This window comes from Bosea sp. Tri-49 (assembly GCF_003952665.1).
Classification (GTDB): Bacteria; Pseudomonadota; Alphaproteobacteria; order Rhizobiales; family Beijerinckiaceae; genus Allobosea.
In genome coordinates this window covers 4330542-4357322 of sequence record NZ_CP017946.1, presented here as the reverse complement: position 1 = coordinate 4357322, position 26781 = coordinate 4330542, and the positions used below count along the sequence as shown (strand labels likewise).

The following is a 26781-nucleotide window of genomic DNA, read 5'->3' as shown; positions in this document are numbered from 1 at the left end:
CCGCCCGCGCCGGGGACAATAGGGTATGGTCACGAGGCTGTTCACTCCGCGATGAGCGCCCATATCCGCCCGGAATCGCCCGGCGGTCTGGTCGAGATCGATCAGCGCTCGCGCGAGATCTTTCGCCAGATTGTCGACGGCTACCTGACGACCGGCGAGCCGGTCGGCTCGCGCAATATCGCCCGCCTGCTGCCGGTCGCGCTCTCGCCGGCGACGGTGCGCAATGTCATGACCGACCTTGAAATGGCCGGGCTGATCTATGCGCCGCATACGTCGGCGGGCCGTCTGCCGACAGAGCGGGGCCTGCGCTTCTTTGTCGACGGCATGATGGAGGTCGGCAATCTCACCTCGGACGAAAGATCCCGCATCGAGGTGCAGATCAGGGCGGCCGCCAGCAACCGCTCGCTGGACCAGACGCTGACCGAGGCGTCCGCCTTGCTCTCCGGCCTGTCGCGCGGCGCCGGCGTCGTCGTCACCACCAAGGCCAATGCCCGCCTGCGCCATATCGAGTTCGTCCGGCTCGATGCTGCCCGGGCGCTCGCCGTACTCGTCGCCGATGACGGCACGGTCGAGAACCGCATCCTGGCGCTGCCGCCGGGGTTGCCCGCTTCGGCGCTGGTCGAGGCCGGCAACTTTCTCAATGCCCGCATCGTCGGCAAGACGCTGGATGAACTCCGGCGCGAGATCGCCGACAGCCGCACGCTGATGGAGCGCGAGCTCGACGAACTGACCGCCAGGCTGGTCGAGACGGGCATCGCGACGAGCTCCGGCCCCTCCAGCGACCGGCACCTCATCGTGCGCGGCCAGGCCAACCTGCTCGAGGATTTGAAGGCGCAGGAAGATCTCGAGCGCATCCGCCTGCTCTTCGCCGATCTGGAGACCCAGACCGAGCTGATCGATCTGCTCTCGCGTGCCGAGGCCGGCGACGGCGTGCGTATCTTCATCGGCTCGGAGAACAACCTGTTCTCGATGTCGGGCTCGTCGATCATCGCCGCGCCATTCCGCGACGGCGGCCAGCGCATCGTCGGCGTCGTCGGCATCATCGGCCCGACCCGGCTGAACTACGCCCGCATCGTGCCGATGGTCGATTATACCGCCAAGGTGGTCGGGCGCCTGCTCGATGGCGGACGATGAGGTGGCTGCTGCGCGCCGCCGCGGTCCTGGCGGGAGTGCTGCTGATGACGGGAACAAGCGAGGCGCGGACAGGGCTGCTCGACGCGGCCGGCCGTGGCGATCTTGCGGCGGTGAACCGCCTGATCGCGGCCGGCGCCGATCTCGAAGCGCGCGACGGCCAGAGGCAGACACCGCTCCTGCTCGCTGTCGCCGGCAACCATGTCGCCATTGCCAAGGCATTGCTCGCTGCAGGCGCCAGTCCGAACGCCCAGGCCGCTAATCAAGATACGCCCTGGCTGCTCGCCGGCGCCAGCGGCCGCACCGAGATCATTGCGGCGATGTTGCCGCTCAAGCCTGATCTGACGATCCGCAATCGCTATGGCGGTAATGCCCTGATCCCGGCCTGCGAGCGCGCCCATGTCGAGACGGCAAAGCTGCTTTTGACCAGCGGCATCGACGTGAACCACGTCAACAACCTCGGCTGGACCTGCCTGCTGGAGATCGTGATCCTCGGCGATGGCGGCCCGCGCCATCGAGAGGTGGCCAGGCTCGTGCTCGATGCGGGCGCCGATCCCAACCTCGCCGACAAGGATGGCGTCAGCCCGCTCCAGCACGCCCGCAAGCGCGGCCAGAGCGAGGTCGCCAAGCTGATTGCCGCGGCGGGCGGGCGCTGAGCGCTACTCCAGCCAGTCTGTGACGAAGCGCTCGCTGGCGTGGATGTCGATCGATTCCAGCACCTCCGGCCCGAGGCTGCGGAACTTGTGCGGCACGCCGGCCGGTACGACCAGGATCTGCCCGGGGCCAGCTTCGATCTCCTGATCGCCGATCGTGTAGAGCGCCCGGCCGGAGCGCACGATGAAGGTCTCGGGATAGGGGTGGCTGTGCAGCCGCGGCCCCTTGCCCGGCTCGGCCCGAACGAAGATCAGCGAGACCTCGCCGCCGAAGCCCTGGACCTCTCCATGCCATTCGCCGGGCGTCTCGGACCAGTCCTCGCGGCGAATGGCACGCGGTTCTGCTGTCGTGCCTGCCATCTCAGCCACGCACCGCGATCGCTGCCGCGGCACCCGCCATCACGCCGCCGGTGACGCGGTTGATCCGGCGCATGGTGCGCGGGCTCGCCACCAGACGCCGCGCCCGATCGGCGGCGAAGGCATAGCCGAGCAGGGTGGTGTTGATGATCAGCATGGTCAGCACCGCGACCTCGACGAAGGCAAGCGGCGTGATCGCCTGCAGGTCGACGATAAGCGGCAGGATCGAAACGAAGAACACCATCACCTTGGGATTGCCGAGCGTCAGCGCGACGCCGCCGAGGAAGAGTCGAATGCCCTCGCCGCGCATTGCCGGTTGGTCTTCGAGGCTCTTCACCGGCGCGGTCCAGAGCTTCCAGGCGAGATAGATCAGATAGGCGCAGCCGGCGTATTTGATCGCCAGGAACAGGCCGTGGAAACTCTGCATCAGCAGCGACAGGCCGAGTACCGAAAAAGTCAGCCAGACCAGGTCGCCTGCCGCGATGCCGAGGACGAAAGGTACCGCCCGCCGGAACCCGGTCGAGAGCGAGCGGGCCACGATCGCCGCGATGCCCGGCCCCGGCGAGGCGACGGCGAGAAAATAGACACCGGCGAAAACCAGAAGCCCGGCGAGATCCATCGGCGCTCATCCCTGATGATGACGTTCTTCACGCCATGCTAGCAGCAAGCAAGCTCAGCGTCCCATCGGCATGCGTGATGGCGCGGATCAGCCGAGTTGACCAATCATGGACCGCGGCTGCTTTCAGGATACGGCACGAACCTCGCCCGGCGTAACCAGGAAGCGTTGCGCCCCATCGGGGAGATCGCCGAACAGGGCCGGGTCGGCGCCAGTCATCCAGACCTGGCAGCCAAGCTCGGCGAGCGTCGCGTAGAGCGCGGCGCGCCGGCGCGGATCGAGATGCGCGGCGACCTCGTCGAGCAGGACGAGCGGCGGTAGATCGCTCATTGTTGCGACGAGACGCGCATGAGCGAGTACGAGCCCGATCAGCAGCGCCTTCTGCTCGCCGGTCGAGCCTTGGCCCGCCGGGATGTCCTTGGCGGCATGGCGCACGGCGAGGTCGGAGGCCTGCGGCCCGGTGAGCGTGCGCCCGGCCGCCTTGTCGCGCGGGCGCATCCCAGCCAGCAGCTCGCGATAGCGGTCCTCGGCATCGAGCGCCGGCAGGCTTGCGACCAGCGCATCGATCTCGCCTTCCAGCGCGATCTCGGCCTGCGGGAACGGTGAGGCGTCATCGTGATTCTGGGCGATGATGGCGGAAAGCCGCGCTACCGTCTCGGCCCGGGCAGCGGCGACGGCGACGCCGAGCTCGGCGATCTCGCGCTCGACCGCGTCGAGCCAACGCTGCTGATGCGGGCTTTCCTCGAGGATGCGGTTGCGCGAGCGCAGCGCCTTTTCGAGCGCGTTCGAGCGCGTGCCGTGGCCGGGATCGACTGCGAGCACCAGCCGGTCGAGGAAGCGGCGGCGCTCGCCGGCCGAGCCGCGGAACAGCCCGTCGAGATCGGGCGTCAGCCAGACCAGGCGCAGATAATCGCTGAAGGCGAGCGCCGAACCGGCCGAGACGCCGTCGATGCGGGCGATCCGTGCCCGGCGCCCCTCGGCATCCGGCGGCTCCAGCCCGATGCCGAGCCTTCCCCCGTCATCGGTGAGCGCGATCGAGACAGCAAAGCCGCCATCGCCGGGCTGGCGCGCCATATCCGAAAGGTCGGAGCGTCTCAGGCCGCGGCCGGGCGCGAACAGCGAGAGGGCTTCGAGCAAATTGGTCTTGCCGGCGCCGTTCTCGCCGCACAGCGCAACGAGCCGGCCCTCGATCGCAAGATCGAGGGCCGGATAGGAGCGGAAATTCTGCAAAGTGAGGTGGGCGACCGCGGTCAAGACGCTCTGCCGGGATCAGACCCGCATCGGCATCAGCACATAAAGGGCCGAAGCGCCTTCGCGGTCCTGGATCACCGTCGGCGAGCCCGGATCGGCGAGCTTGAGCAGGGCGGTGTCACCGTCGAGCTGGGCGGCGATGTCCATCAGGTAGCGCGCGTTGAAGCCGATATCGAGCGGGCCGGCATCGTAGTCGACCTCGATCTCCTCGGTCGCCGAGCCGGAATCGGGATTGGTCACCGAGAGCGTCATGCGGCCATCGGCCATGGAGAGCTTTACGGCGCGGCCACGCTCGGACGAAATCGTCGAGACGCGGTCGACGGACGCGGCGAAATCGCCCCGGTCGACGGTCAGCAGCTTGTCGTTTCCGGACGGAATGACGCGCTGATAGTCGGGGAAGGTGCCGTCGATCAGCTTCGAGGTCAGCACGACCTCCGCCGTGGCGACCCGGATCTTCGTGGCCGAGAGCTCGATCTGGACTTCACTCTCGCCATCTTCCAGCAGCTTCTGGATCTCGGACACCGCCTTGCGCGGCACGATCACCCCGGGCATGCCGAGCGAGCCCTGCGGGGCAGCCGTGTCGACGCGGGCGAGGCGATGGCCATCGGTCGCGACCGCGCGCAGCACCGGGCGCCCATCGACATCGATGGCGTGCAGATAGATGCCGTTGAGATAGTAGCGCGTCTCCTCAGTCGAGATCGCGAACTGGGTCTTGTCGATCAGGCGCTTGAACTCGCCGGCCGGCAGCACGAAGCGATGCGCCATCTCGCCGGCGGTGATGTCCGGGAAGTCGCTCTCCGGCAAGGTTTGCAGAGTGAAGCGCGAACGGCCCGAGCGCAGCAGCATCTGGCCGGTCTCGCCGGTGGTCTCAAGCGAGACCTGGGAGCCGTCCGGCAGCTTGCGCACGATGTCGTAAAGCGTGTGCGCCGGCACCGTGGTCGCGCCGGGCTCGATCACGTCGGCCGGCACGGTCTCGACGACCTCGATGTCGAGATCGGTGGCTTTCAGCTTCAGCCCGTCCTCGCTGCCGCGCAGCAAGAGGTTGGACAGGATCGGGATCGTGTTGCGCCGCTCGACCACACGATGGACATGCCCGAGCGACTTCAGGAGCGTGGAGCGTTCGACCGTAACCTTCATGGGCGTCTTCTGGCGTGCTGGCGCCCGCGCGGCAAGGCGCGCGGGCGAGAGAATGGCCCGCGACATTGCCGGAGGGCCGGTTCCCGCGCAAGGGCAGGAATGCCCGCAATCACAGCTAACACGAGAGGTGGGCTCACTCCTGCAGCATGCGCTTCAGCAGGTCGACCTCGTCATGCAGCAGCCGGTCCTCGACGATCGCCTTCTCGATCTTGCGCACGGCATGCAGCACGGTGGTGTGATCGCGCCCGCCAAAGCGCCGGCCGATCTCCGGCAAGGAACGCGGCGTCAGCGCCTTGGCGAGGTACATCGCGATCTGGCGCGGCTTGACTACTGCTGCGGTGCGGCGCTCCGACAGGATATCGGCGCGGCTGACATTGTAGCGGGTCGCGACCAGCTTCTGGATGTCCTCGATCTTGACGCGGCGCGGCTCACGCGTCCGCACCAGATCGCGGATCGCCGCCTCGGCGGTCTCCATTGTCACCGTCGCCCCGGTCAGCGTCGCATGCGCCAGGATACGGTTGGCGGCGCCGTCGAGGTCGCGGCCATTGGTGGCGACCGCCCGGGCGACGTAGGCAATCACATCCGGGTTGACGTGGAAGCTCGGATGGGCAGCTTTCAGCCCGTCGAGCCTGGTCGTCAGGATCTTGACGCGCAGCGCCTCGTCGAGTTCGCCGATCTCGACGACGAGGCCGCCGGCGAGCCGCGAGCGGATGCGCTCGTCGAGCGCCTCCAGATCTGTAGGCAGCCGGTCGGCGGCGACGACGATCTGCTTGCCGGCGTCGATCAGCGCGTTGATCGTGTGGCCGAACTCCTGCTGGATCGAGCGGCCCTGGATGAACTGAACGTCATCGACGATCAAGAGGTCGATGCCGCGCAGCTTCTCCTTGAAGGCGAGCGCCGTCTGCGACTTCAGCGCCGCGACGAAGCCGTACATGAAGCGGTCGGCGGTGAAATAGGCGACACGCTTGCCGTGCTGACGTGCATCCTGGGCGATGGCCTGGATCAGGTGCGTCTTGCCGAGGCCGACACCGGCATGGAGGTAGAGCGGGTTATAGGGCGTCGAGCCGGCCGGCGCGGCCGAGATCCGCTCGGCCGCGGCGAAGGCGAGCGCATTCGACTTGCCGACGACGAAGCTCTGGAAGGTCATGCGCCGGTCGAGCAGCGTGCCATTGGCGTCCATGGCATCGCGCTCGCCGGACTGATGGGTCGCAGAGGCGGGAGCAGTCTCTGCGACGGGAGCAGTGGCACGGGGCTGAGCCAGGCGTGCTCGCTGTGCCGAGGTGTCACGGCAGGGCTCGGAGCTATCCCGCGCCACCTGGCGCACCGAGAGGGCGATCCCATGGAGGGCATCGAGCTCCGCCATGCAATGCGCCCGCAGGCGCTCTGCATAGTGTGCTTCGAGCCAGCTCTTCAGAAAGCGGGTCGGGACGGTGAGATGGGCGACGCCTTCGACGATCGCACCGATCTCGACGCGGGCGAACCAGCTGGAGAAGACGTCTTCGCCGAGCTCGGCGCGCAGACGCCGGCGGACCCTGTCCCAGCGATCCTTGATCCCGGCAGCACCCGTCGGTTCGCTCAGGACAAGTCCCGTCAGCACCGTGGTGGTGGTTGCGTCGGTCAAGTTGCCAGTCTCCATCCGCTCGAACATTCCAATTGCCCCGTTTCAGTGCCACGCACTTGACCACCCCGTTCTGGGGTTGGTTGTGCAATATTTTCGGTTTTAGAAAAAGCATCGCTCTCCTCGTCGGCGAAAAACGCCGCGAAGCGAGGTCATCCCAACGCTTTTTCGGGTAGTGCCGCGCGCTCTGAAAGTTCAGTTGCGGCTGCGCTTCATTTCAAGGAATTTAAATCTTTGAGACATAAAAGCTCATTCTTCCAACCCCGCCTGGTTGTAAGCCAAAACCATCAACAATTCTTAGGAGAGCCGGCCGTACATCTCTGTCCGCCCGGCGATGAAAAAGACCTTACAGGGCCGTCTCGAACGGGAGCAATATCCCCCTCAGCCGGCTTCGCGGATCAGGGGGCAATGACCCCCTCTCTGACCTACCGGTAAGTGCCTCGCAATCAGTTGGGGAAGTTAAGCTTTTCTTTACCGGCGAGGTCTCGCGCCGGCTCCGAATCTTTTTTTTTGAAGGGGGTGGTCTACCCCTTCCGGGGGAGGGTGATTCCTCAAGGCGAATTGCTTTGCCCACTAAGGTCATGAAAAATATGGAGGAATTTTGTGCGGTCAAAAGCTCGAAACGGGGTGGTTTGCGACCTCTAAAACTACATCGAAGTCAAGCTGGTAAAGCAGTGGAAAGATTGCGGAATCTGCGTTGACAGCTGGTGTTGCGCCGCAGCATCGGGGACGCCTTCCGCCAGCGATCCGGCAAACAAAAAACCCGGCCTCGCGGCCGGGTCGAAATCAGCTGAAAGCCGTTCTACGGAACGGTGATCAGGAAGCCAGCGCGCTCACGCGATGAGCCAGACGCGAAACCTTGCGCGAAGCGGTGTTCTTGTGAACCACGCCCTTCTGCGCGGCCCGCATGATCTCCGGCTGAGCGGCCTTCAGCGCGGCTGCGGCAGCAGTCTTGTCACCGGAAGCGATCGCCTCCTCGACCTTGCGCAGGAAGGTGCGCACGCGGCTGCGGCGCGCCTTGTTCACTTCGGTGCGCCGCACGATCTTGCGCGCGGCCTTCTTGGCCGAAGTCGTGTTGGCCATGGTCTGTCCTCGTCCTCATCGCGGTGAGCGCCTGGCTATCCGCCGGCTGGCACGACCACGAACCTTCGATTGAAAATGCGAGCGACGGTCCTGCCGGAGCAAGACCGCCGCGAGGCCCGACCCTATAGTTCCTGCCGCGCTTGGCGTCAACGGTGGAATCGCTGGCGGTTTCAAACCGCCTTGCGGCGGACCGCCACGGCCTCGATCTCGATGAGATAGCCATGGTGCAGCTCCGGCACCGGAACGACGGCGCGTGCCGGCTTATGCGAGCCGAAAACCTCGGCATAGACAGCGTTGAAGTCAGGCCAATGCGCGGCGCCGACCAGATAGGCGGTGACCTTCAGCACATCGGCCGGGCCGCAGCCGGCGGCGGCGAGCACGGCGAGGAGATTGTCGAGCGCCTGGCGCGCCTGCGTCGCGAAGGGCTCGCCGACGGTGTGGCTGCCATCGGGACGCGGCGCGAGCTGGCCGGAGACGAAGACGAGGTCCTTGTAGGCCACCGCCTGCGAATAATGCCCGGCCGGCGCCGGCACATCAGGCGACAGGATCGTCTCGATCTCGCTCACGCGCCCTCACCGACGAAACGGGCGAAGCTGGCGAGGTCGACATTGCCGCCACTCAGGATGACGCCGACGCGCTTGCCTTCGACCGGCACCGCCCCGGTGAACGCTGCGGCCGCGGCGAGGCAACCGGTCGGCTCGACCACGAGCTTCATCCGTTCGGCGAAGAAGCGCATCGCCGCGACAAGCGCTGCATCCGGCACGGTGACGATGTCCTCGACGAGATCGCGGATGATCGGGAAGGTGTAGTTGCCGAGGAAGGGCGTCTGGGCGCCGTCAGCGATGGTCTTGGGCACGTCGATCTTGACGATCTCGCCCTTGCGCAGCGACTGCTGGCCGTCATTGCCGGCCTCCGGCTCGACGCCATAGACCTTGCAGCCGGGGTTGAGCGCCCTGGCCGCCAGCAGTGCACCGGAAAGGAGCCCGCCGCCGCCAAGGCAGACCAGCAAGACGTCGAGCTCGCCGGCCTCCTCGATCAATTCCTTGGTCGCCGTCCCCTGGCCGGCGATGACCTCGGGATGATCATAGGGCGGAATCAGCGTCAGCCCGCGCTCGGCCGCCAGCCGGTCGCCGAGCGCGAGCCGGTCCTGGGTATAGCGGTCATAGGTCACGACCTCGGCGCCATAGCCCTTGGTCGCCGCGACCTTCGCCGCGGGTGCATCCAGCGGCATGATGATCGTCGCCGGCGCGCCGAGCAATTTGCTGGCATAGGCGATCGCCTGGGCATGATTGCCGGAGGAATAGGTCAGCACGCCGGCCTTGCGCTGCTCCGGCGTCAGCGCCGCGATCGCATTGTAGCCGCCGCGGAACTTGAAGGCGCCCATGCGCTGCAGATTCTCGGCCTTGAAGACGAGATTGGCGCCGGTTCGCTCATTGGCCGTGCGCGAGGTTAGCGCCGGCGTGCGATGGGCGACGCCGGTGATGCGTTTCGCCGCCGCCTCGACATCGGCGTAGGTCGGCAGTGCGATGCCGTCGGTGAGGGAGCGGGCTACGGCGGTCATGGCAATTCCTGCGTGCTTGCGATCAGCATGCATGGTGTCAGCAGCGGAGCCGGCCATTCAAGTGAAAGAACGTGACCCCGGCCATGCACGGCGCTGATCGGCCGGGGTCTCCCGTCTCAGCGGTTCTTGAACTCGGGCTTTCGCTTCTCGATGAAGGCGGCCATCCCTTCCTTCTGGTCGTGCGTGCCGAACAGCGCCGAGAAGACGCGGCGCTCGAAGCGCAGCCCCTCGGCCAATGTCGTTTCGAAGGCCCGGTTGACCGATTCCTTGGCTGAAAGCAGCGAGGGCAGCGACTTTGAAGCAATCTGGTCGGCCGCCTTGAGCGTCTCGGTCATCAGATCGGCGAGCGGAACGATGCGGGCGACGAGCCCGGCGCGCTCGGCTTCGGTCGCATCCATCAGCCGGCCGGTGAGGCAAAGATCCATCGCCTTGGCCTTGCCGATCGCATGGGTCAGGCGCTGGGTACCGCCGGCGCCGGGGATGACAGCGAGATTGATTTCGGGCTGGCCGAACTTGGCGTTGTCGGCGGCGATGATGAAATCGGCCATCATGGCGAGCTCGCAGCCGCCGCCGAGCGCAAAGCCCGCGACCGCGGCGATGATCGGCTTGCGGCGCTGGCCGATCCGGTCCCAGTCGGCGAACTTGTCGTCGAGATAGGTGCCGGGATAGCTGCGCTCCTGCATCTGCTTGATGTCGGCGCCGGCGGCGAAGGCCTTCTCCGAGCCGGTCATGACGACGCAGCCGATCTCGTCATCGCGCTCGAAACCATCGAGCGCCGCATTGATGTCGGCGATCAGCTGGACGTTCAGCGCATTCAAGGCCTGTGGCCGGTTCAGCGTGATGATGCCGACCTTGCCCTTCACCTCGACGAGAATGGTCTCATAAGCCATGGCGGCCTCCCGGATGATCCTGTCGCCGCAGCTTTAGCGGGTGGTGGTGCGGCAAGTCCATGCGCGCCGGTGCAAGCCGGGATGGGGCTGCGCGTGCGCGGACCAAGCGCGAGGAAACCTGCTGCCCGGTTCGGGCGTTTTATTCCGTTAGCCTTCGCGTAGCCGTCCAGGGAGCCTGCAATGCCAGCCGAGACGAGAACCGACACGGCCTCGCGGCTCATCAAGGCTTCGCCGGGCGCGATCTACAACGCCTTCGTCGATCCCGCCACTCTGAGCCGATGGCTGCCGCCGCAGGGGATGCGGGCCCGGATCGAGCGTTTCGAGCCGCATCCTGGCGGCAGCTACCGCATGGTCCTGACCTATGACGATCCGGCCGGTGCGCCTGGCAAGGCCAGTGCCGACAGCGATATCGTTGAGGGTCGCTTCGTCGCGCTCGAACCGCGCGAGCGCATCGTCTGGGAGGTTGGCTTCGTCTCAGATGATCCGGCTTTCGCCGGCACGATGACGATGAGCTGGCGCTTCAAGGAGGTCCGTGACGGGACCGAGGTGACGATCCTGTGCGAGAATGTGCCGATCCGCATCGGCAAGGCGGATCACGATGCCGGCTTGCGTTCGACGCTGGAGAACCTCGCCCGCTTTATCGAGACGGCCTGATCCGCCAGCCTTCAGTTTGCCGGTCCGGCCTCGGCAAGAAGACGACGGAATGCCGATGGCGTTGTGCGCGCACGCCAGGCGGAGATCAGCCTGTCCGCATTGACCTCGGGCTGAACTGCCGAATCCAGCTCGGCGTCATAAAGGCAGTAGCTATGGATCTGGTGATAGTCGCGGCGGGCATCGCCGACCTTCCGGTCGCCGCGCGCGATCTCGCGGCGCTCCAGCTCGGCGAGGTCGCAATGCAGGCCGACAAAGAAGACGTCTTCGTTTGCGAGCAGGCATACCAGCCGCAGCAGCCAAGCGCGGCTCTCCATGATGTGCTCGACGATCAGGTTGTTGCCGCAACGGATATAGGCCAGCAGCGACTGTTCGAAGCCCTCGAAGAAGGCGTCGCGCATCGCGGCCCACTGGAACTCGCCGCTGCGGATGCGCGCGGTCGGCAAAACACCCGCATCGCGCAAATGGTCGATCGAGATATGCCAGAACGGTTCCTCGATCTGGGCCTGGACGGCCCGTGCCAGCGAGGACTTGCCGCTACTCGAGGCGCCGTTGAGCAGGATGATCTTGCCGGGCGGGCGAACGGCGTCGGGCATGTCGTGTCCTCAAGCCCGCTTCTGGCAGCTCTCGCAATAGAAGGTCGAGCGACCCGACTGCACCAGCCGCTTGACCACATGCCCGCAGCCCGGCGTGACGCAAGGGTCGCCCTCGCGGTCATAGACCTTGAAGCGATGCTGGAAATAGCCGAGCGAGCCGTCGGCATGGGCGAAGTCGCGCAAGGTCGAGCCGCCGGCGGCGATCGCCTCCTCCAGGACGTCGCGGATGATCTGCGCCAGGAGATGGGCCTTGTCGCGCGGCTTGCCGGTCGGGGTCGCCAGCGAGCCGGCCTCGGCCTCCGGATGCAGGCCGGCGCGGAACAGCGCCTCGCAGACATAGATATTGCCGAGTCCCGCGATCAGGCGCTGGTCGAGCAGCGCGGCCTTCAGCGGCGCGATCTTCCCGGAGAACAGTTTGGCCAGCAGTTCGCCCGACAATTCGTTGCCGAGCGGCTCGATGCCCATCCCGGCGAAGTGTTTCGACGTTTCCAGCCCGGCGCGCGGGACGAGATCCATGAAGCCGAAGCGGCGGACGTCGTTATAGGTGACCCGCGCGCCAGAGCCGAGATGGAAGACGACATGGTCGTGGACGAGATGCCGGCCGATCTCGTTGTAATAGGCGCCGGGCTCGGTCGGTGGCGTTCCCGGTGCTTCGACGATGAAGCGCCCGCTCATGCCGAGATGCATCACGAGCGCCTGCCCGTCGTCGAGATCGGCAATCAGGTATTTCGCCCGCCGCGACAGGGCTTCGATGCGCCGCCCGGTCAGGCGCTCGACGAAGCGCTCGGGCAGGGGGAAGCGCAGATCGGGCCGGTTCTGCTCGATCTTGGCGAAGCGCTCGCCGAGCATGGCGGGCTCCAGCCCGCGCCTGACGGTTTCGACCTCGGGAAGTTCAGGCATGGCATCGGCTCTTCAGCATGCGTCGAGAGGGCCCGCGACAACGGCCCAGCCTTTCGCTATTCATCGCCTCACCCGAACACAAGAGCGGCCCAACCGTGACAGCAGCCTCCGACACCACTCATTTCGGCTTCGAGAACGTGCCGCTCGGCGAGAAGCAGGCCAAGGTCGACGACGTCTTCCACAAGGTCGCGGGCCGCTACGACCTGATGAACGACCTGATGTCGGCCGGGCTGCATCGCGCCTGGAAGGAGGCGCTGCTGACCGCGCTGAAACCGCCGCGCGACCGGGCCTTCCACCATCTCGACGTGGCCGGCGGCACCGGCGATGTCGCCTTCAAGGTGCTGGAGGAGGGCGGGCCGCAGACCGAGGTCACCGTGCTCGACATCAATGCCGAGATGCTCGCCGTTGGGCGCGAGCGGGCGCAGAAGCGTTTTCCCGACGATGAGCGCATCCGCTTCGTCCAAGGTAATGCCGAGGAGCTGGCGCTGCCGGACGCGTCCTTCGACACCTATACGATCGCCTTCGGCATCAGGAACGTGCCGCGCATCGAGAAGGCGTTGGCGGAGGCCTATCGCGTGCTGAAGCGCGGCGGCCGTTTCCTCTGCCTCGAATTCAGCCATGTCGACGTGCCGCTGCTCGACAAGGTCTACGAGGCCTATTCCTTCAACGTCATCCCACCGATGGGCAGGATGGTGACCGGCGAGGCCGAGCCCTACCAGTATCTGGTCGAGTCGATCCGTAAATTCCCGCGCCCGCAGGTCTTCGCCAACATGATTGCGGACGCTGGCTTCCACCGCGCCAGCTTCACGCCGATGACCGGTGGCGTCGTGGCGCTGCATTCCGGCTGGAAGCTGTGACGGGCGCTGCCGCCGCATGATCTCCGCGCTCGCCCATCTCGCCCGCTCGGCGCGGGTCGGTTTCGTGCTGGCGCGCGAGGGCGCCCTGGCGCTCGTCGATCCTTCGGTGCTGCCGCCGGCGGCGCGTGGCCTGATCGCGCTTGGCCGCCTGATCGAGCGGCGCGGCGCCGGCTCATCCGCGACGCGTCTTGCCGCTGCGCTGACGCGGCTCGGCCCGTCCTATGTCAAATTCGGCCAGTTCCTGGCGACCCGGCCCGATGTCGTCGGCATGAAGATCGCCGAGGACCTCTCGGCGCTGCAGGATCGGATGGCGCCCTTCCCGATGGCGCAGGCGCGCGCCGCGATCGAAGCCGCCCATGGCGAGCCGGTCGAGGCGATCTTCGTCGACTTCAGCGAACCGGTGGCGGCCGCCTCGATCGCTCAGGTTCACCGCGCGCGCCTCAAGGACGGCTCCGAGGTCGCGGTCAAGATTCTCCGGCCCGGTATCCGCGACCGTTTTCATCGCGACCTCGCTTCCATGCGCTTCGGGGCGCAACTGGCGGAAGCGCGTTCGCCCGAGGCGCGCCGCCTGCGTTTCGTCGCCATCGTCGAGACGCTGGCACGCTCGGTCACCATGGAGATGGATCTGCGGCTGGAGGCGGCGGCGCTCTCGGAGTTCACGGAGAATACCAAGGAGGATGCCGATTTCCGCGTGCCGGCGCCGGACTGGCAACTGACCGCGCGCGAGATGCTGGTCGACGAATGGATCGACGGCATCCGCCTATCCGATGTCGAGGCGCTCCGCGCCGCCGGCCATGATCTGCCGGCGCTCGGCCGCAACGTCATCCAGTCCTTCCTGAAGCACGCCATCCGCGACGGCTTCTTCCATGCCGACATGCACCCCGGAAACCTGTTCGTCGATGCTGAAGGCCGGCTGGTTGCGGTCGATGGCGGCATCATGGGCCGGCTCGGCCACAAGGAGCGGCGCTTCCTCGCCGAAATCCTGTTCGGCTTCATCACCCGCGATTACCGGCGCGTCGCCGAGGTACATTTCGAGGCGGGCTATGTCCCGGCCCATCATTCGGTCGACGATTTCGCCCAGGCGATCCGCGCCGTCGGCGAGCCGATCCACGACAAGCGCGCCGATGAGATCTCGATGGCGAAGGTGCTGACGCTCCTGTTCGAGATCACCGGCCTGTTCGACATGGCGACGCGCACCGAGCTCGTCATGCTGCAGAAGACCATGGTGGTCGTCGAAGGCGTCGCCCGCACGCTCGATCCGCATCTCGACATGTGGACCACGGCCGAGCCGGTCGTGCGCGATTGGCTGACCCGCAATCTCGGGCCGATCGGCAAGCTCGAGGATGCCGGCCGCAGCGTTCGCACCCTCGTCGGCAGCCTCGCCAACCTGCCCGAAACGGTCGGCCGGGCTGAGCGCGTCCTGGGACAGCTCGAGGATTCCTCGCGTCATGGCTTCTCGCTCGACGAGGCCAGCGTGCAGGCGATCGGCCGGGCGGAAGCCGCGCGCAATCGCTGGGGCAACTGGGCGCTCTGGCTGATCGCAGCGCTACTCGCCTGGATCGTGTTCTTCGACTAGCGGTCGAGAGACACCTGCTCGGGCGCGATTGGAAACCATTTTAGCGGTTTCAACTTTACAAGCGCCGACCCCTCGGGATTCCTTTAGGGCAAGGCCGGGGCTGACTTCGCATGGCGCACGCGCCCGAGCGACAGCAACCAAAGAGCCGCTTTCCTCAGGTTGCGTCGTTCAGGAGTCGCGTCATGTATCGCCTTCTCGGCATTCTGGCCTTTCTATGCGCGTCATTCGCCGGCCTCGCTTCGGCTGAGGCCAAGCTCGACGTCCGCGTCGACATCGTCGCCCAGCGCATGAGCGTCGCCACAAGCGATGGCGAGGTCTACAATTGGGCGATCTCGTCTGGCCGCAAGGGTTTCCGCTCGCCCAACGGCGTCTATCGCCCGACGCGACTCGAGCGCAGCTGGTATTCGCGCAAATATGGCGGGGCGATGCCCTATTCGGTGTTCTTCCGCGGCGGCTATGCCATCCACGGTACCACCGCCGTCGGTGCACTCGGCCGCCCGGCCTCGCATGGCTGCATCCGCCTGCATCCGGCCAACGCCGCCAAGCTCTTCGCGCTGGTCAAGAAGCACGGCGCCGGCAGCACCCGCATCGCCCTGAACGGCGCTGCGTCGGACAATCTCTCGCGCTTCGCCAAGGCGTCCTCGGGCACGAAGCACACCATCGCCAAGGCCAAGATCAAGACGCAGAAGGCCGTGCTCACGGCCAAGCAGCAGCGCCAGGGTCCGGCCTGGGGCGAGGCCCGCGAGCAGATGCTGCTCAGGCCGGCTATCCCTGCCGGTGCGATCGGCTTTCAGCCACTCTCGGGGACGGGCTGGCGCTAGCTAGATCGCCTCAGCGGCGATCCGCACCCAACCTGCCAGGGTCTCGCCCGGCTGAAGCCGGGCGAGCGGCGAGACCTCGCGCACGATCCGTTCGCTCGGGGCACCGGCGGCATGGCTCTGCGGCTCGACGCAGAGGAAATCGACGCCAGCCGGCGCCCAGACCACTGGGCAGCGCAGGCTCTCGCTCGCGCTCAGCGTGATCGCGAGGCCGGTCGAGGGTGTCTCGATCCGGGCCGTGCCGTCCCAGCCCAAAAGGCTCCAGGCGCTTTCCGCATCAGTGGCGAAGACCGGGTTCCCGGCATAGGGCCCGCCATCGGCGAAGGCTTGCGTGCCGGTGGCGCGGAACTGGTCGCCGAAGATCAGCGCGCCGGTCGCGGTCATACCAAGACGGGTGTCGGCGGCGCAGGGAAACCAGGGATGCAAGCCCATGCCGAAGGGGAGGGCTTGATCGGCCTCATTGGTCAGCGAGAGCGCGACGGTCATACCGCTCTCACCCAGCCGGATTTCCTGTTTTGCCAGGTAGCGATAGGGATCGGGGCCGGCACTACGCCGGTGCACCAGCACGGTATGGCCGGTGCCCTGTTGCTCGACCTGCCAGGCGGACTGCCAACCGAAGCCATGGATCGTGCCGGCAGGATTGTTTGATGGCACGGTGAACCGGGTATGGCCGTCGTCGATCATGCTGTCGAAAGCGCGGTTGGCGAAGGGCAGCATCGCCCATGCGCCGAACTTGTTAGGCGTTTCGGTTTGCGGCGTCAGCCCGGCTGGCGCGTGCAGCAGCGGCCGCGTCGTCCCGTCTGATCCCTGCCATTCGAGCGCCGCGATCATGCCGCCGGCCTGCGGAGCGATATGAGCGGAGTAATGGCTCGCCGAGAGAATCAGCATTGCGATGTCCTTCAGGCCGTCTGGCTGCGGCAAGGCTAGATGGCGCAGAACCGCGTGCAGCGCGAGACGATTTTCTTCGGCATCCGATTGCAGGCAGGTCCGGTCTCATCGGTAGCGAGGCGATACGATCCAGTTCGATGAGCGGCCAGTTGGATTAGATCGCTGATGCCGCCAAGACTATCGGGGTCAGCGAAGGCCGTTCTGGATGTGACCGTGCGACGCGAAACCGTTCTGCTTCCTGTAACCGTCTTCGGCTGGCTGTTCTGTGCGGGCGCGATGGCCGAGACGCCGGCTGCCCGGCCGGCGCCGGAGCAACTCGATCTGCCGACCCTGCAGAAACAGGCCGGCCGAGGCGATGCGCCGGCGCAGTTCGAGCTCGGCAAGCGCTACCAGCATGGTCAGGGCGTCCGAAAGGACCCGCGGCGTGCGCTCGGTCTCTATCGGCAGGCGGCCGAGCAGGGTCATCCGCCCTCGATCAACAATCTGGCGGCTGCCTATCTGATGGGAGACGGCGTGCTGCGCGACGAAGCCAGAGCGCAGGCGCTGTTCGAGCGTGCCGCCGCGGGCGGCAACATGGTGGCCCAGCACAATCTCGGCCTGCTTCTGTACCGGCGCGGCAATGCCGAGGCAGACCCGCTCGCCTTCACCCGTTTCACGCAGGCAGCACAGCAAGGCCATATCGGCGCGATGCGTGCCCTGGTGACCCTCTATTCGAAAGGGCGCGGCACGGAACGGGACTACACTGCGGCGCTAAGTTGGATGCGTAAGGCCGAGGCCGCCGGTTGCGTCTCGGCCAAGACTGACCTGGCCAAGGCCTATCAGTATGGCTACGGCGTGCCGATGGACCTGCCCGTCGCCGTAGCGCTCTATCGCCAGGCCGCGGAGGCGGGCGACGTGCCGGCGCAACACAACCTCGGGGTTCGTTACGCACGCGGCGAAGGCGTCCCGCGCGACAATGCCGAGGCGCTGCGCTGGTTCCGCAAGGCCGCCGACCAGGGCTTTGCCCGGTCCTTGAGCGCACTCGGCACGATGTATGCCAGCGGTGCGGGCGTCGCCCGGGATCCTTCCGAAGCCGCGCGCCTTTATCGGCTCGCTGCCGAGCGTGGCGATGCCGACGGCCAGACCAATCTCGGCCGCGCTTATGTCGAAGGCAAGGGCGTCGGGGCCGATCCGGTCGCCGCCTTCGTCTGGCTGACACTGGCCGCGCGCCAGAACGGAACCGACGCCAAGGCGGATCTAGCCAAGCTGCTGCCCAGGCTCGATGCCGCTCAGATCGGGCGCGGCAATGCCGCAGTCGGTCGCTGGCGTCCGCAGCCGGCCTCCGGCAAGGTCGGACCATCTGACAGGGAGTTGGGATGCGAGAACGGTTGAGAGTGCTTCGAGGCTGGGCCGCGCTCGCCATGGCATTGCTACTCACCTCTGCAACGAGTGCCTTGGCCCAGACCAGCCGCGAGGCGCGCGCCTGCTTCGGCACCAACAAGGCCGACGAGCTTCTGGCCCGCTGCCAGGCGGTCATTGCCCGCGGCGACCGTGAGCCGCCGGCTGTCCGGGCGCGAGCCCATAGTCGCCTCGCCGACGTCTTCCGCGAGCGCGGCGAATCCGACCGGGCCATCCAGGAGCTGAATGCGGCGATCGCGCTGGCGCCGGGAGAGGTGCGCTACCTCGCCAACCGGGCTGTCTCCTTCTCCGACAAGGGGGAGAGGACGAAGGCGATCATCGACTACAGCGCTGCTATCGCTCGGGATCCGAAGAACGCGCTGCTCATCTTCAATCGCGGCGTCGATTACGCCGCCGGTGGTGAGTTCGATCTCGCCATCGCCGATTTCTCGCAGGCGATCGTGCTCAAACGCGACTTCACCGAGGCTTTCGACAATCGTGGCGCTGCCTTCTTTCACAAGAAGGAGTTCGACAAGGCCGCGGAGAATTTCTCGCAGGCGATCACGCTCAACTCGAAATTCGCCAACGCCTGGTACAATCGCGGCGTCCTTCTGGCCGAGCAGAACAAGCTCGATCTCGCGCTCAAGGATTTCGACGAGGCGGTGAAGCTGGCGCCGAATGACGCCTCGGTCCGGGTGAAGCGCGGCAAGGTGCTGTTTCTGCAGGGCGAGCTCGGCCGCGCCATCGCCGAGTTCAACCTGACCTTGCGCCTCGCGACGGGCTCGGTCGAAGCCTATCAGCTGCGGGCGGCCACCTACATGAAGCTGAAGCAGCCGCAGCGTGCGATCGCCGACTACACCAACCTTCTGCGCCTGACCCCGAACGATGCCGGCGCCTTCTATAATCGCGGCACCGCCTATTTTCAGAGCGGCGATAGCGAGCGTGCTGTGCTCGACTTCAACGACGCCCTGCGCCTGAAACCGAACGATCCGGCGACGCTGACGGCGCGGGCCGAAGCCCGCACTCCGCTTGGCAATGACGAGGCTGTTCTCGCCGACCTCGCGGCAGCGCTCGTCAGCGACCCGAAGTTCGCCCGGGCTCTCGTGGTTCGCGGCAACCTGTTGGCCCAGCTCAAGCGGGAGCCTGAGGCGCTCGCCGATCTCGACAAGGCGATTGCGCTCGATCCGGCGCTGGTCGAGGCCCATCGCGTCCGCGGCGATCTGTTCGCACGGCAGGGCAAGCTCGAGGCGGCGATCGCCGACTACGATGCCGTCTTGCGGCTCTCGCCGAACGATGCGCGCAATCATTGGACACGCGCCCAGCTGCATATGCGTGCCCGCGACTACGACAAGGCGATCGCCGATTTCGGCCGGACGATGGAGCTCGATCCCGGCAATGCCGGCGCGTTTCTGATCGACCGCGCCGGCGCCCGCTCGCAAAAGGGTGACAAGCCGGGCGCCCTTGCCGACCTCACAGCGGCGATCGATATCGGCCAGCCGAATGCCGGGCCTGCCTTTTATCAGCGGGCCTATCTCCATGCGGGCCTCGACCAGTTCGACAAGGCTCTGGCGGATATCGGCGAGGCGATCGCCAGGGGCAATACGCGCAGCGAAGCCTATAACCTCAAGGCCTGGGCGCTCTACAAGCTCGGCCGGCCGGCCGAAGCCTTGCCGGATGCCGAGCGGGCGGTGCTCGCGAGCCCGGGTTCGGCCTATGCGCTCGATACCCGCGGCCATATCCGCGAGGCGCTCGGCCAGCGCGACGAGGCGATCGCCGACTACCGCGCGGCACTGAAGCTCGTTCCGGATCTCACTGAGGCGCGCGATGCGTTGAAGCGGCTCGGAATCGAACCTTGAAGCCCAGCGATATCGCGTTATGGACAGGATGAGCCGCCGTCCTGGGTGGCGTCGCGCCGGAGCCTGCCATGCCGAAACCCCTGATCGCGCTCGACTGGGGCACGACACGCGTTCGCGCCTTCCTGATCGACGAGGATGGCGCGGTGCTGGCCAAGCGCAGCGCCGATCGCGGCATCCAGTCGGTGCCGGCTGGTGGCTTCCCGGCTGCCTTCGCCGAGATCGCCGGCGAATTCCGCCAGGCGCGCCCCGATGCGGCGGTGTTGCTGGCCGGTATGGTCGGCAGCCGCAATGGCTGGGTCGAGGCGCCCTATGTCGCCTGCCCGGCGGCGCCCGAGAACATCGCCGCCGCCGGCTTGGCCGTTACGCTCGACGACGGCACGCAAGCGACCATCCTGCCCGGCCTGTCCTGCGACGAGGCCGCCTTCGACGTGATGCGCGGTGAGGAGACGCTGATCGTCGGCCTCAGGCTGACCGATGGCATCGCCTGCCTGCCCGGCACCCATTCGAAATGGGCTGAGGTCAAGGGCGGCCGCATCACGCGTTTCGCCAGCTTCATGACCGGCGAGGTCTACGGCCTGCTGCGCGAGCATTCGATCCTGTCGCGGTTGGCGAGCGAGCCCGTGGCCGATGACGCAGCCGAGGGCGCGCGGCGCGGGCTTGCCGCGGCGCGGCGGCCCGGCGGCCTGCTCAACGCCGCCTTCCATGCGCGCAGCGAGATCCTGGGCGGGCGCATGGAGGGCGGTGCGGTCGGCCCCTATCTCTCTGCCCTGCTGGTGGCGCAGGAGATCGAAGGCGCCCGCGCTTTGTTCGGTGGCCTCGCCAATATCCATCTCGTCGCCGACGGCGTGCTGGCTGGGAGCTATGGCCGGGCGCTCGCCGCTGCCGGCCTCGACCATACGCTGATCACGCCCGAGGACGCCTTTATCGCCGGCGTGACCCACCTCGCCACCGGGCTACACGCATGATCATCGTCTTCGGCTCGCTCAATGTCGATCTGGTGACGCTGGTCGAGCGCTTGCCGGGTGCGGGGGAAACCGTAATGGGCCCCGGCTATGTCCTGCATCCCGGCGGCAAGGGCGCCAACCAGGCGTTGGCGGCCCGCCGTGCCGGCGCCGAGGTGACGCTCGTCGGCGCGGTCGGCCGCGACGGCTTCGCCGAGATCGCGCTCGGTCTCCTGGACGAGGATGGCGTCGATCTTTCCCACGTCGCGCGCACCGACGCGCCGACCGGCGCGGCCTTCATCGCCGTCGATGCCGATGGCGCCAATCAGATCGTTGTTGCAGCCGGCGCCAATGCGCTGGCGAAGGCCGATGCCGCCGAGGAGTTGAAGCCGGGCGAGGACGATCTCCTGCTGCTCCAGCGCGAGGTGCCGGAGAGCGAGTGCTTGCGGGCCGCGCGCGCGATGCGCGCCGGCGGCGGCCAAGTGATCCTCAACCTTGCTCCGGCCGGGGAACCAGCCCCGGAGTTGCTGGCGCTGACGGACATCCTGATCGTCAACGAGCATGAGGCGCTGATCCTGGCCCGCTCGCTCGGCTGGGACGAGACCGAGCCCGATGCGATCGCCCAGCGCGTCGATGGCGAGCGCAGTATCGCCTGCATCGTCACGCTGGGGAGCGCCGGCGCGGTCGGCTGGCATGGCGGCGTCCGGCGCCGGCTCGAGGCGCCGGTGGTCGAGGCGGTCGACACCGTTGCGGCCGGCGACAGTTTCGTCGGCGCCTTCGCTGCGGCGCTGCAAGCCGGCTTCGGCTTCTCGGGTGCGCTGCAGCGCGGGCTCGCCGCCGGCTCGCTGGCCTGCACTGTCGCCGGCGCCCAGCCGAGCGTGCCGCGCCGCGAGGCGATCGAGGCGCTGGCGGGCAAAAGTGTCCTGTAGAACACCGGCTGCTTCATTGACCGGCGGTTAAGGCTGACCTTGCGCCGCAAGGCGAATTCTCGCTTGCGGCGGCGGTTTCTGCTCACAGATTTACGCTTGGTCAGCATCTTCGCCTGCAGCGTAGCCAACAGGGACACGCGAAGGGGAAGCCGTTCATGGCTCGGCCGATTGTCTGGTTCTTGGGCGTTGGCGGGCTGGCCAGCCTGCTCGCGCTGGGCTCTGCCGGCACTCTCGATCGGATGGCCCGGCAGGCGCCGGCTCCTGCCAAGGCCGGTGCGAGCGAGCGCGCGCCGGCGAACGCTGAACGCGTGCTGACGGTGCATGCCGACTATCGCGGCCACTATGTCGTCCACCCGTCGATCGACAACTATCGTGTGAAGATGATGGTCGACACCGGCGCGAGCTTTATCGCGCTGACCGACGCCGACGCCCGCGCGCTCGGGGTCAGGCCGGACCGCGCTGCGTATACAATCGGGCTCGGCACCGCCAACGGTGTGGTGCGGGGCGCCAGGACGATGCTGCGCGAGGTGCGGCTCGGCGACATCTCGGTGCGCGATGTCGAGGCCGTCGTGCTGCCCGCCGGCGCCCTGTCGGTCAGCCTGCTCGGCACATCCTTCCTGCGCCGGCTGCGTGGCTATGAGGTCCAGGGCGGCCGCATGGTCCTGCGCGGCTGAGCAGCCTGCCGTCGGTTCCCAACCTCATGCCGATCGGCTATGCCGGCCTTGCGTCCCCGCCCTGTCATGCTCAGGCTGCATTCATGTAGCCTGTGGCCTGTCCGTTCCGCACGCGTCTCGCTGCATGGTTTCCGCGCAGGCCTTACGGCCGGCGCTCCTCGAAAATGGATGGCCCGATGTTTCCGAAGCCCCTGCCCGAGCTCTTCCCGAACACCTTCGACTACGAATCGCTGCCGATGGTGAAGCCGACCGGCTTCCGCGAATACGATGCGCGCTGGTTCTTCGGGAAAGAGCTCAACCTGATGGGCGTGCAGGCTGTCGGCATGGGCCTGGGTACGCTGATCAAGCGCATGGGCGTCAAGCCCGAGATCGTCACCGCCCATGACTTCCGCAGCTATTCCTCCTCGATCAAGATGGCGCTGGTCACCGGCCTGATGGCCGCCGGCTGCAAGGTCCACGACATCGGCCTCGCCATGTCGCCCATGGCCTATTTCGCCCAGTTCGAGCTCGATGTGCCCTGCGTTGCCATGGTCACCGCCTCGCACAACGACAATGGCTGGACCGGCATCAAGATGGGCGCCCAGCGCCCGGTCACCTTCGGCCCGGACGAGATGGGGCAGTTGCGCGATCTCGTGCTGGCGGGCGATTTCGACCTCTCGGGCGGGGGCTCTTATCAATTCGTGCCCGACTTCCCGGCGCGCTACATCGCCGACCTGACCAACCGTCCGAAGATCAAGCGCAAGCTCAAGGTCATCGCCGCCTGCGGCAACGGCACCGCCGGCGCCTTCGCGCCGCAGATCCTGGAGGCGCTCGGCTGCGAGGTCATCCCGATGGATGCCGAGCTCGACCACACCTTCCCGCGCTACAACCCGAACCCCGAAGACATGAAGATGCTGCACGCCATGGCCGATGCCGTGAAGCAGCACGGCGCCGACGTCGCGCTCGGCTTCGATGGTGACGGCGACCGCTGCGGCGTGGTCGACAACCATGGCGAGGAGATCTTCGCCGACAAGATCGGCGTGATGCTGGCGCGCGACCTCGGCAAGCTCAATCCGGGCGCGCAGTTCGTCGTCGACGTCAAGTCGACCGGCCTGTTCTCGACCGATCCGGAACTGCAGAAGCTCGGCGTCAAGACCGACTACTGGAAGACCGGCCATTCCTACATCAAGCGCCGGGTCCGTGATCTCAACGCCCTCGCTGGCTTCGAGAAGTCCGGCCATTTCTTCTTCAACGCGCCGGTCGGCCGCGGCTATGATGACGGCGTCGTCACCGCGATCGCCGTGATCGACATGCTCGACCGCAACCCGGATAAGTCGATGGCCGAGCTCTATGCCGCGGTGCCGAAGACTTGGGGCACGCCGACCATGGCGGCCAAATGCGCCGACGAGATCAAATACGGCGTCAGTGACAAGGTGACCAAGCGCATCGAGGCGATGAAGGCGGCGGGCGACAAGATCGCCGGGCAGGCGATCCGCGACGTCATCACCGTCAACGGTGTGCGCGTCGTCAACGAGGACGGCACCTGGGGGCTGGTCCGCGCCTCCTCGAACAAGCCGGAACTGGTCGTGGTCTGCGAGAGCCCGGTCTCGGAAGCGCGCATGCGCGAGATGTTCAAGGCGATCGACAGCGTGCTGCGCGAGAACCCGGAAGTCGGCGCCTACAACCAGACGATCTGACGATCGCCTCCGGGCGGGGCTACCTCTTCTGGCCCCCGCCCGCCGCGGCATTGCGGGCAGCCGCTTGTCCGCCGGCTTCGTTGAAGTGACGCTGTGCGTCGCCGAGCTGAGCGCTCGGCTGGCAATCGGGCGTGCAGGAATAGCTCTCGCGCTCGAGGCCGCGCTGCACGGTCAGGATCGAGTCGCTGGCCGCGCCGACGCGCACGCTGGATTCCGCCAACAGGGCGCCGGTGGCATCGAGAGCGATCAGGTTGGTCACGCCGTAGCTTTTGCCGGTGACGACCATGACGCCATTGGGCTGGACCGTGACGTCGGCGATCGCCGGGTTGCCGACAATCACCGTCTGGGCCCGTTCGGGCAGCCGCAGCACTTTGGCATGATCGACCGTCACCGTAACGGCATCGATTTTCGCTTCCCTGCCGATGTCGCCCTGGTTTTCCGGTACTGGCGCCGGCACGAGCCGGGCCTGCGCGCGTGCGAGGTCGGCTGAAAAGCTCAAGCCCGCAGCGCCCGCAAATCCGGCGCAGACGAGCGCCAGGAAGGATTTGGAGAGCCGCGATCCCGGCATCGCAATGGACATGGTCCGCGCCCCAAGGTTTCGAACGGGGTGAGGTAAGCCGAAAATGATGAATGCATTCCTAAGATGGCGATTTGAGCGAGGTGCCCGCTGGCTCGACAGTCATTGAAGGTCGTTGATGTGCAGTGAAAAGCACAGATGTCTGACGGCGTCGCTTATGCTAACGTAGCGTAATATTTTGAAGTCATGCGAAGTTGTTTCAGATAAATTGGCAATGAGAAAAGTTTTATACCAGTCATTAACTACGGTTTCCTGATAAAAGCTCATTAACCATCAAGTGAAGGCCTATAAAATTCGGCGAATTATTCGGTCGCCTTAACCGATCTGCAAGGGGGGCTCTGTAGTGTCTCTCCTGTCGCTGACCGAAGCCACTTAGAGCGAAGGCAGCAGTCAAACGTGGTGCAAAGGAGACTACCATGAAGAACCTGTTTGCGCGTTTCGCCAAGGACGAGTCGGGCGCCACCGCCATCGAGTACGGCCTGATCGCTGCCCTGATCGCCGTCGTCTGCATTACCATCTGGGGCAGCATCGGCACGGGCCTGAACGCCAAGTTCAAAACGGTCGCCACGGCGCTCGGACAGTAAGCGCTAAAGCGGTCGACCCTCGTTGGACGGCACGAAACGCCCTGGAGCCTAACCCAGGGCGTTTCACATTTCTTCGACGCCTGATCCATATCTGCGTTTGAGTTGGTAAGCCTTTGGTGAGGCGACTGCGGCAAGATCGCGCGACTCCGCATGGAATCTCTGTGATGACGATACCGCTGCTCCTGATTCTCGTCGTCTTCCCAGCCGCCATGGCCTATGCCGCGGCCAGCGATATCGTGTCGATGACGATCTCCAACCGACTCTGCCTGGTGCTGGCCGCCAGCTTCGCAGTGTGCGCGGTGAGCGTTGGGCTGACCTGGAGCCAGCTTGGCTGGCACGTGGCCGCCGGTTTGCTCGTGCTCGCCGTCTGTTTCGGCTTTTTCGCGGCCGGCTGGATCGGTGGCGGTGACGCCAAGCTCGCTGCGGTGACCGCGCTTTGGTTCGGCTTCGACCAGTTGCTGCCCTACATTCTGATTTCTTCGTTCGCAGGCGGAGCACTTACTCTGGGGCTGCTCCAACTGAGAAAAATGCCGCTGCCGCGGCCTGCGATGAATTGGGATTGGGCGCTGCGTCTGCACGACAAGGACGAGGGTGTGCCCTATGGCGTAGCGCTGGCTTTCGCTGCGCTCGTGGTGCTGCCGGAAACGGCGATCTGGCGCGCCGCAGTTAGTGCCTGAGATATCGATCCTGTTTCATGGTGATCGATCCGCGCAAAAAGATACCTCCGGTTAACCATAAGTTGACGATTCCGGGGCCACGATCCGGCTGAGGGTCGGCGTATGCCGGCCAAGGATCGTGTGCCATGAGTCCCGCCCGCATCATCATTTTGGCTGTAGCGGTTGTCGCCGGTCTCGGCGCTGCCTTGCTGATCAGTCAGCCGCCGAAGGTCACGACCCCGTCGGAGACCACGTACGAGCCTGCTCCCACGGTCGAGGTGCTGGTCGCGGCCGCTGATGTCCCGCTCGGCAACAAGCTGGCCGCGGGCGATCTCAAATGGCTGGCCTGGCCGCTGGCGAGCCTGCCGACCGAGGTGATCCGCCGTCAGGACCTTCCCGGAGGCGAGGGCGAATTCGTCGGACAGATCGCCCGCGCGCAGCTTTACAGTTCGGAGCCGATCCGGCGGGAGAAGTTGCTCAAGGCCGATTCCGGTTTCCTGGCGGCGATCTTGCCGCCTGGTAAGCGCGCGGTCGCGATCACCACCGATAGTCGCGGAGCCAATACCGCTGGCGGCTTCATCCTGCCCAATGATCGCGTCGACATCATCCGCACCAGCCGCGACGACAGCAACGCGAGGGACGGCGCGGCGGCGGCGAGCGAGACCTTGGTCGCCAATGTCCGCGTGCTCGCCATCGGCCAGAACATCCAGGAGAAAAACGGCGAGAAGGTCGTCATCGGCGAGACCGCGACACTCGAGCTCGATCCGAAGCATGTCGAAGCGGTGACGCTGGCGCAGAAGACCAGCACCCTCTCTCTGGCGCTGCGCAGCCTGCAGGATGCCGGTGACAAGAGCCTGCCGAGCGACGAGGGCGGCCTCACGCTCGTGCGCTTCGGCGTCGTCACCAAGGCGGTGAAGCCATGATCCCC

At 66.4% G+C, this 26781-nt stretch carries 28 protein-coding genes; 15 read left to right on the top strand and 13 right to left on the bottom strand.

Features of this window, described 5'->3' with window-relative positions:
* The first annotated feature begins 51 nt into the window (after positions 1–51).
* Complete coding sequence (hrcA, locus tag BLM15_RS21060; RefSeq protein ID WP_126114593.1) at positions 52–1134, top strand: heat-inducible transcriptional repressor HrcA; 1083 nt, start codon at positions 52–54, stop codon at positions 1132–1134.
* Complete coding sequence (locus BLM15_RS21055) at positions 1131–1787, top strand: ankyrin repeat domain-containing protein (RefSeq protein ID WP_126114592.1); 657 nt, start codon at positions 1131–1133, stop codon at positions 1785–1787. The genes hrcA and BLM15_RS21055 overlap by 4 nt, the downstream gene beginning before the upstream one ends.
* A 3-nt stretch (positions 1788–1790) precedes the next feature.
* On the opposite strand, the gene BLM15_RS21050 is transcribed toward BLM15_RS21055, so the two are convergent.
* The 9 genes from BLM15_RS21050 to BLM15_RS21010 all read right to left on the bottom strand — a co-directional run bounded on the left by BLM15_RS21050 (position 1791) and on the right by BLM15_RS21010 (position 10297).
* Complete coding sequence (locus BLM15_RS21050) at positions 1791–2144, bottom strand: cupin domain-containing protein (protein ID WP_126116281.1); 354 nt, start codon at positions 2142–2144, stop codon at positions 1791–1793.
* Between the two features lies 1 nt (position 2145).
* A complete protein-coding gene (locus BLM15_RS21045) occupies positions 2146–2760 on the bottom strand; it encodes a LysE family translocator (protein WP_126114591.1) in 615 nt (204 codons plus the stop codon).
* 123 nt (positions 2761–2883) lie between these two features.
* Entirely contained in the window at positions 2884–4011 is a 1128-nt protein-coding gene (gene recF, locus BLM15_RS21040; RefSeq protein ID WP_126114590.1) for a DNA replication/repair protein RecF, read from the bottom strand.
* 15 nt (positions 4012–4026) lie between these two features.
* Positions 4027–5145, bottom strand: coding sequence for a DNA polymerase III subunit beta (gene dnaN, locus BLM15_RS21035; protein WP_126114589.1), 1119 nt, complete (start codon positions 5143–5145; stop codon positions 4027–4029).
* Between the two features lie 133 nt (positions 5146–5278).
* Positions 5279–6781 (bottom strand): chromosomal replication initiator protein DnaA, encoded by a 1503-nt coding sequence (dnaA, locus tag BLM15_RS21030; RefSeq protein ID WP_126114588.1) that lies wholly within the window; start codon positions 6779–6781, stop codon positions 5279–5281.
* A gap of 798 nt (positions 6782–7579) precedes the next feature.
* Positions 7580–7846 (bottom strand): 30S ribosomal protein S20, encoded by a 267-nt coding sequence (gene rpsT / locus BLM15_RS21025; RefSeq protein WP_126114587.1) that lies wholly within the window; start codon positions 7844–7846, stop codon positions 7580–7582.
* Positions 7847–8016: 170 nt separating this feature from the next.
* On the bottom strand, positions 8017–8412 hold the full coding sequence (locus tag BLM15_RS21020) for a RidA family protein (protein WP_126114586.1): 396 nt from the start codon (positions 8410–8412) through the stop codon (positions 8017–8019).
* Positions 8409–9407 (bottom strand): threo-3-hydroxy-L-aspartate ammonia-lyase, encoded by a 999-nt coding sequence (locus tag BLM15_RS21015; RefSeq protein ID WP_126114585.1) that lies wholly within the window; start codon positions 9405–9407, stop codon positions 8409–8411. Before BLM15_RS21015 ends, BLM15_RS21020 begins: the two co-directional genes overlap by 4 nt.
* Before the next feature lie 116 nt (positions 9408–9523).
* The gene (locus tag BLM15_RS21010; RefSeq protein WP_126114584.1) at positions 9524–10297 is read right to left on the bottom strand and encodes an enoyl-CoA hydratase; all 774 of its coding nucleotides are present in this window, start codon (positions 10295–10297) and stop codon (positions 9524–9526) included.
* Positions 10298–10477: 180 nt separating this feature from the next.
* Between BLM15_RS21010 and BLM15_RS21005 the strand changes: the two genes are divergently transcribed.
* Positions 10478–10951, top strand: a complete 474-nt coding sequence (locus BLM15_RS21005) for an SRPBCC family protein (RefSeq protein WP_126114583.1) — start codon at positions 10478–10480, stop codon at positions 10949–10951.
* An 11-nt stretch (positions 10952–10962) separates the two neighbouring features.
* Here BLM15_RS21005 and BLM15_RS21000 read toward each other — a convergent pair whose 3' ends face one another.
* Together BLM15_RS21000 and mutM are read right to left on the bottom strand one after the other, a co-directional pair.
* Complete coding sequence (locus BLM15_RS21000) at positions 10963–11544, bottom strand: chloramphenicol phosphotransferase CPT family protein (RefSeq protein WP_126114582.1); 582 nt, start codon at positions 11542–11544, stop codon at positions 10963–10965.
* A gap of 9 nt (positions 11545–11553) precedes the next feature.
* Positions 11554–12444, bottom strand: a complete 891-nt coding sequence (gene mutM, locus BLM15_RS20995; protein WP_126114581.1) for a bifunctional DNA-formamidopyrimidine glycosylase/DNA-(apurinic or apyrimidinic site) lyase — start codon at positions 12442–12444, stop codon at positions 11554–11556.
* 95 nt (positions 12445–12539) lie between these two features.
* Between mutM and ubiE the strand changes: the two genes are divergently transcribed.
* From ubiE to BLM15_RS20980, 3 genes are all read left to right on the top strand, one after another.
* A complete protein-coding gene (gene ubiE, locus BLM15_RS20990; protein WP_236846365.1) occupies positions 12540–13301 on the top strand; it encodes a bifunctional demethylmenaquinone methyltransferase/2-methoxy-6-polyprenyl-1,4-benzoquinol methylase UbiE in 762 nt (253 codons plus the stop codon).
* Positions 13302–13317: 16 nt separating this feature from the next.
* Positions 13318–14877, top strand: a complete 1560-nt coding sequence (ubiB, locus tag BLM15_RS20985) for a 2-polyprenylphenol 6-hydroxylase (RefSeq protein WP_126114579.1) — start codon at positions 13318–13320, stop codon at positions 14875–14877.
* A 182-nt stretch (positions 14878–15059) separates the two neighbouring features.
* On the top strand, positions 15060–15698 hold the full coding sequence (locus BLM15_RS20980; protein ID WP_126114578.1) for a L,D-transpeptidase: 639 nt from the start codon (positions 15060–15062) through the stop codon (positions 15696–15698).
* On the opposite strand, the gene BLM15_RS20975 is transcribed toward BLM15_RS20980, so the two are convergent.
* Positions 15699–16583 (bottom strand): aldose epimerase family protein, encoded by an 885-nt coding sequence (locus BLM15_RS20975; RefSeq protein ID WP_126114577.1) that lies wholly within the window; start codon positions 16581–16583, stop codon positions 15699–15701. It lies immediately after the preceding gene.
* A gap of 213 nt (positions 16584–16796) precedes the next feature.
* On the opposite strand from BLM15_RS20975, the gene BLM15_RS20970 reads away from it, so the two are divergent.
* The 6 genes from BLM15_RS20970 (at position 16797) to BLM15_RS20945 (ending at position 24036) form a co-directional block, all read left to right on the top strand.
* Complete coding sequence (locus BLM15_RS20970; protein WP_164547600.1) at positions 16797–17954, top strand: SEL1-like repeat protein; 1158 nt, start codon at positions 16797–16799, stop codon at positions 17952–17954.
* 2 nt (positions 17955–17956) lie between these two features.
* Positions 17957–19816: a tetratricopeptide repeat protein gene (locus tag BLM15_RS20965; protein ID WP_236846782.1), complete on the top strand. Its 1860-nt coding sequence runs from the start codon at positions 17957–17959 to the stop codon at positions 19814–19816.
* A gap of 68 nt (positions 19817–19884) precedes the next feature.
* Positions 19885–20781 carry a 2-dehydro-3-deoxygalactonokinase gene (locus BLM15_RS20960; protein WP_126114574.1) on the top strand — a complete coding sequence of 299 codons (897 nt, stop codon included), beginning with the start codon at positions 19885–19887 and terminating at the stop codon, positions 20779–20781.
* Positions 20778–21686, top strand: a complete 909-nt coding sequence (locus tag BLM15_RS20955) for a ribokinase (RefSeq protein ID WP_126114573.1) — start codon at positions 20778–20780, stop codon at positions 21684–21686. The genes BLM15_RS20960 and BLM15_RS20955 overlap by 4 nt, the downstream gene beginning before the upstream one ends.
* Before the next feature lie 155 nt (positions 21687–21841).
* Positions 21842–22360, top strand: coding sequence for a retropepsin-like aspartic protease family protein (locus BLM15_RS20950; RefSeq protein WP_126114572.1), 519 nt, complete (start codon positions 21842–21844; stop codon positions 22358–22360).
* 176 nt (positions 22361–22536) lie between these two features.
* On the top strand, positions 22537–24036 hold the full coding sequence (locus BLM15_RS20945) for a phosphomannomutase/phosphoglucomutase (protein WP_126114571.1): 1500 nt from the start codon (positions 22537–22539) through the stop codon (positions 24034–24036).
* A 19-nt stretch (positions 24037–24055) separates the two neighbouring features.
* Here the strand turns inward: BLM15_RS20945 and BLM15_RS20940 are convergent, their stop codons facing one another.
* Entirely contained in the window at positions 24056–24616 is a 561-nt protein-coding gene (locus tag BLM15_RS20940) for a pilus assembly protein N-terminal domain-containing protein (RefSeq protein ID WP_236846364.1), read from the bottom strand.
* A gap of 413 nt (positions 24617–25029) precedes the next feature.
* Between BLM15_RS20940 and BLM15_RS20935 the strand changes: the two genes are divergently transcribed.
* From BLM15_RS20935 to cpaB, 3 genes are all read left to right on the top strand, one after another.
* Positions 25030–25197: a Flp family type IVb pilin gene (locus BLM15_RS20935; protein WP_126114570.1), complete on the top strand. Its 168-nt coding sequence runs from the start codon at positions 25030–25032 to the stop codon at positions 25195–25197.
* Positions 25198–25361: 164 nt separating this feature from the next.
* Positions 25362–25874, top strand: a complete 513-nt coding sequence (locus tag BLM15_RS20930; RefSeq protein ID WP_126114569.1) for an A24 family peptidase — start codon at positions 25362–25364, stop codon at positions 25872–25874.
* Positions 25875–25999: 125 nt separating this feature from the next.
* The gene (gene cpaB, locus BLM15_RS20925) at positions 26000–26776 is read left to right on the top strand and encodes a Flp pilus assembly protein CpaB (protein WP_126114568.1); all 777 of its coding nucleotides are present in this window, start codon (positions 26000–26002) and stop codon (positions 26774–26776) included.
* The last annotated feature ends 5 nt before the right edge of the window (positions 26777–26781 follow it).

Bases quoted from the DNA above. Each gene is read 5' to 3' on its own strand.
- BLM15_RS20960 (WP_126114574.1), top strand. From the start codon at position 19,885: ATGCCGAAACCCCTGATCGCGCTCGACTGGGGCACGACACGCGTTCGC.
- BLM15_RS21015 (WP_126114585.1), bottom strand. From the start codon at position 9,407: ATGACCGCCGTAGCCCGCTCCCTCACCGACGGCATCGCACTGCCGACC.
- mutM (WP_126114581.1), bottom strand. From the start codon at position 12,444: ATGCCTGAACTTCCCGAGGTCGAAACCGTCAGGCGCGGGCTGGAGCCC.
- dnaN (WP_126114589.1), bottom strand. From the start codon at position 5,145: ATGAAGGTTACGGTCGAACGCTCCACGCTCCTGAAGTCGCTCGGGCAT.
- rpsT (WP_126114587.1), bottom strand. From the start codon at position 7,846: ATGGCCAACACGACTTCGGCCAAGAAGGCCGCGCGCAAGATCGTGCGG.
- cpaB (WP_126114568.1), top strand. From the start codon at position 26,000: ATGAGTCCCGCCCGCATCATCATTTTGGCTGTAGCGGTTGTCGCCGGT.
- BLM15_RS21045 (WP_126114591.1), bottom strand. From the start codon at position 2,760: ATGGATCTCGCCGGGCTTCTGGTTTTCGCCGGTGTCTATTTTCTCGCC.
- BLM15_RS20975 (WP_126114577.1), bottom strand. From the start codon at position 16,583: ATGCTGATTCTCTCGGCGAGCCATTACTCCGCTCATATCGCTCCGCAG.
- ubiB (WP_126114579.1), top strand. From the start codon at position 13,318: ATGATCTCCGCGCTCGCCCATCTCGCCCGCTCGGCGCGGGTCGGTTTC.
- BLM15_RS21005 (WP_126114583.1), top strand. From the start codon at position 10,478: ATGCCAGCCGAGACGAGAACCGACACGGCCTCGCGGCTCATCAAGGCT.
- BLM15_RS20980 (WP_126114578.1), top strand. From the start codon at position 15,060: ATGTATCGCCTTCTCGGCATTCTGGCCTTTCTATGCGCGTCATTCGCC.
- BLM15_RS21010 (WP_126114584.1), bottom strand. From the start codon at position 10,297: ATGGCTTATGAGACCATTCTCGTCGAGGTGAAGGGCAAGGTCGGCATC.
- BLM15_RS20950 (WP_126114572.1), top strand. From the start codon at position 21,842: ATGGCTCGGCCGATTGTCTGGTTCTTGGGCGTTGGCGGGCTGGCCAGC.
- BLM15_RS20945 (WP_126114571.1), top strand. From the start codon at position 22,537: ATGTTTCCGAAGCCCCTGCCCGAGCTCTTCCCGAACACCTTCGACTAC.
- BLM15_RS20935 (WP_126114570.1), top strand. From the start codon at position 25,030: ATGAAGAACCTGTTTGCGCGTTTCGCCAAGGACGAGTCGGGCGCCACC.
- BLM15_RS21000 (WP_126114582.1), bottom strand. From the start codon at position 11,544: ATGCCCGACGCCGTTCGCCCGCCCGGCAAGATCATCCTGCTCAACGGC.
- BLM15_RS20940 (WP_236846364.1), bottom strand. From the start codon at position 24,616: ATGTCCATTGCGATGCCGGGATCGCGGCTCTCCAAATCCTTCCTGGCG.
- dnaA (WP_126114588.1), bottom strand. From the start codon at position 6,781: ATGGAGACTGGCAACTTGACCGACGCAACCACCACCACGGTGCTGACG.
- BLM15_RS20955 (WP_126114573.1), top strand. From the start codon at position 20,778: ATGATCATCGTCTTCGGCTCGCTCAATGTCGATCTGGTGACGCTGGTC.
- BLM15_RS20930 (WP_126114569.1), top strand. From the start codon at position 25,362: ATGACGATACCGCTGCTCCTGATTCTCGTCGTCTTCCCAGCCGCCATG.
- hrcA (WP_126114593.1), top strand. From the start codon at position 52: ATGAGCGCCCATATCCGCCCGGAATCGCCCGGCGGTCTGGTCGAGATC.
- BLM15_RS21050 (WP_126116281.1), bottom strand. From the start codon at position 2,144: ATGGCAGGCACGACAGCAGAACCGCGTGCCATTCGCCGCGAGGACTGG.
- BLM15_RS21055 (WP_126114592.1), top strand. From the start codon at position 1,131: ATGAGGTGGCTGCTGCGCGCCGCCGCGGTCCTGGCGGGAGTGCTGCTG.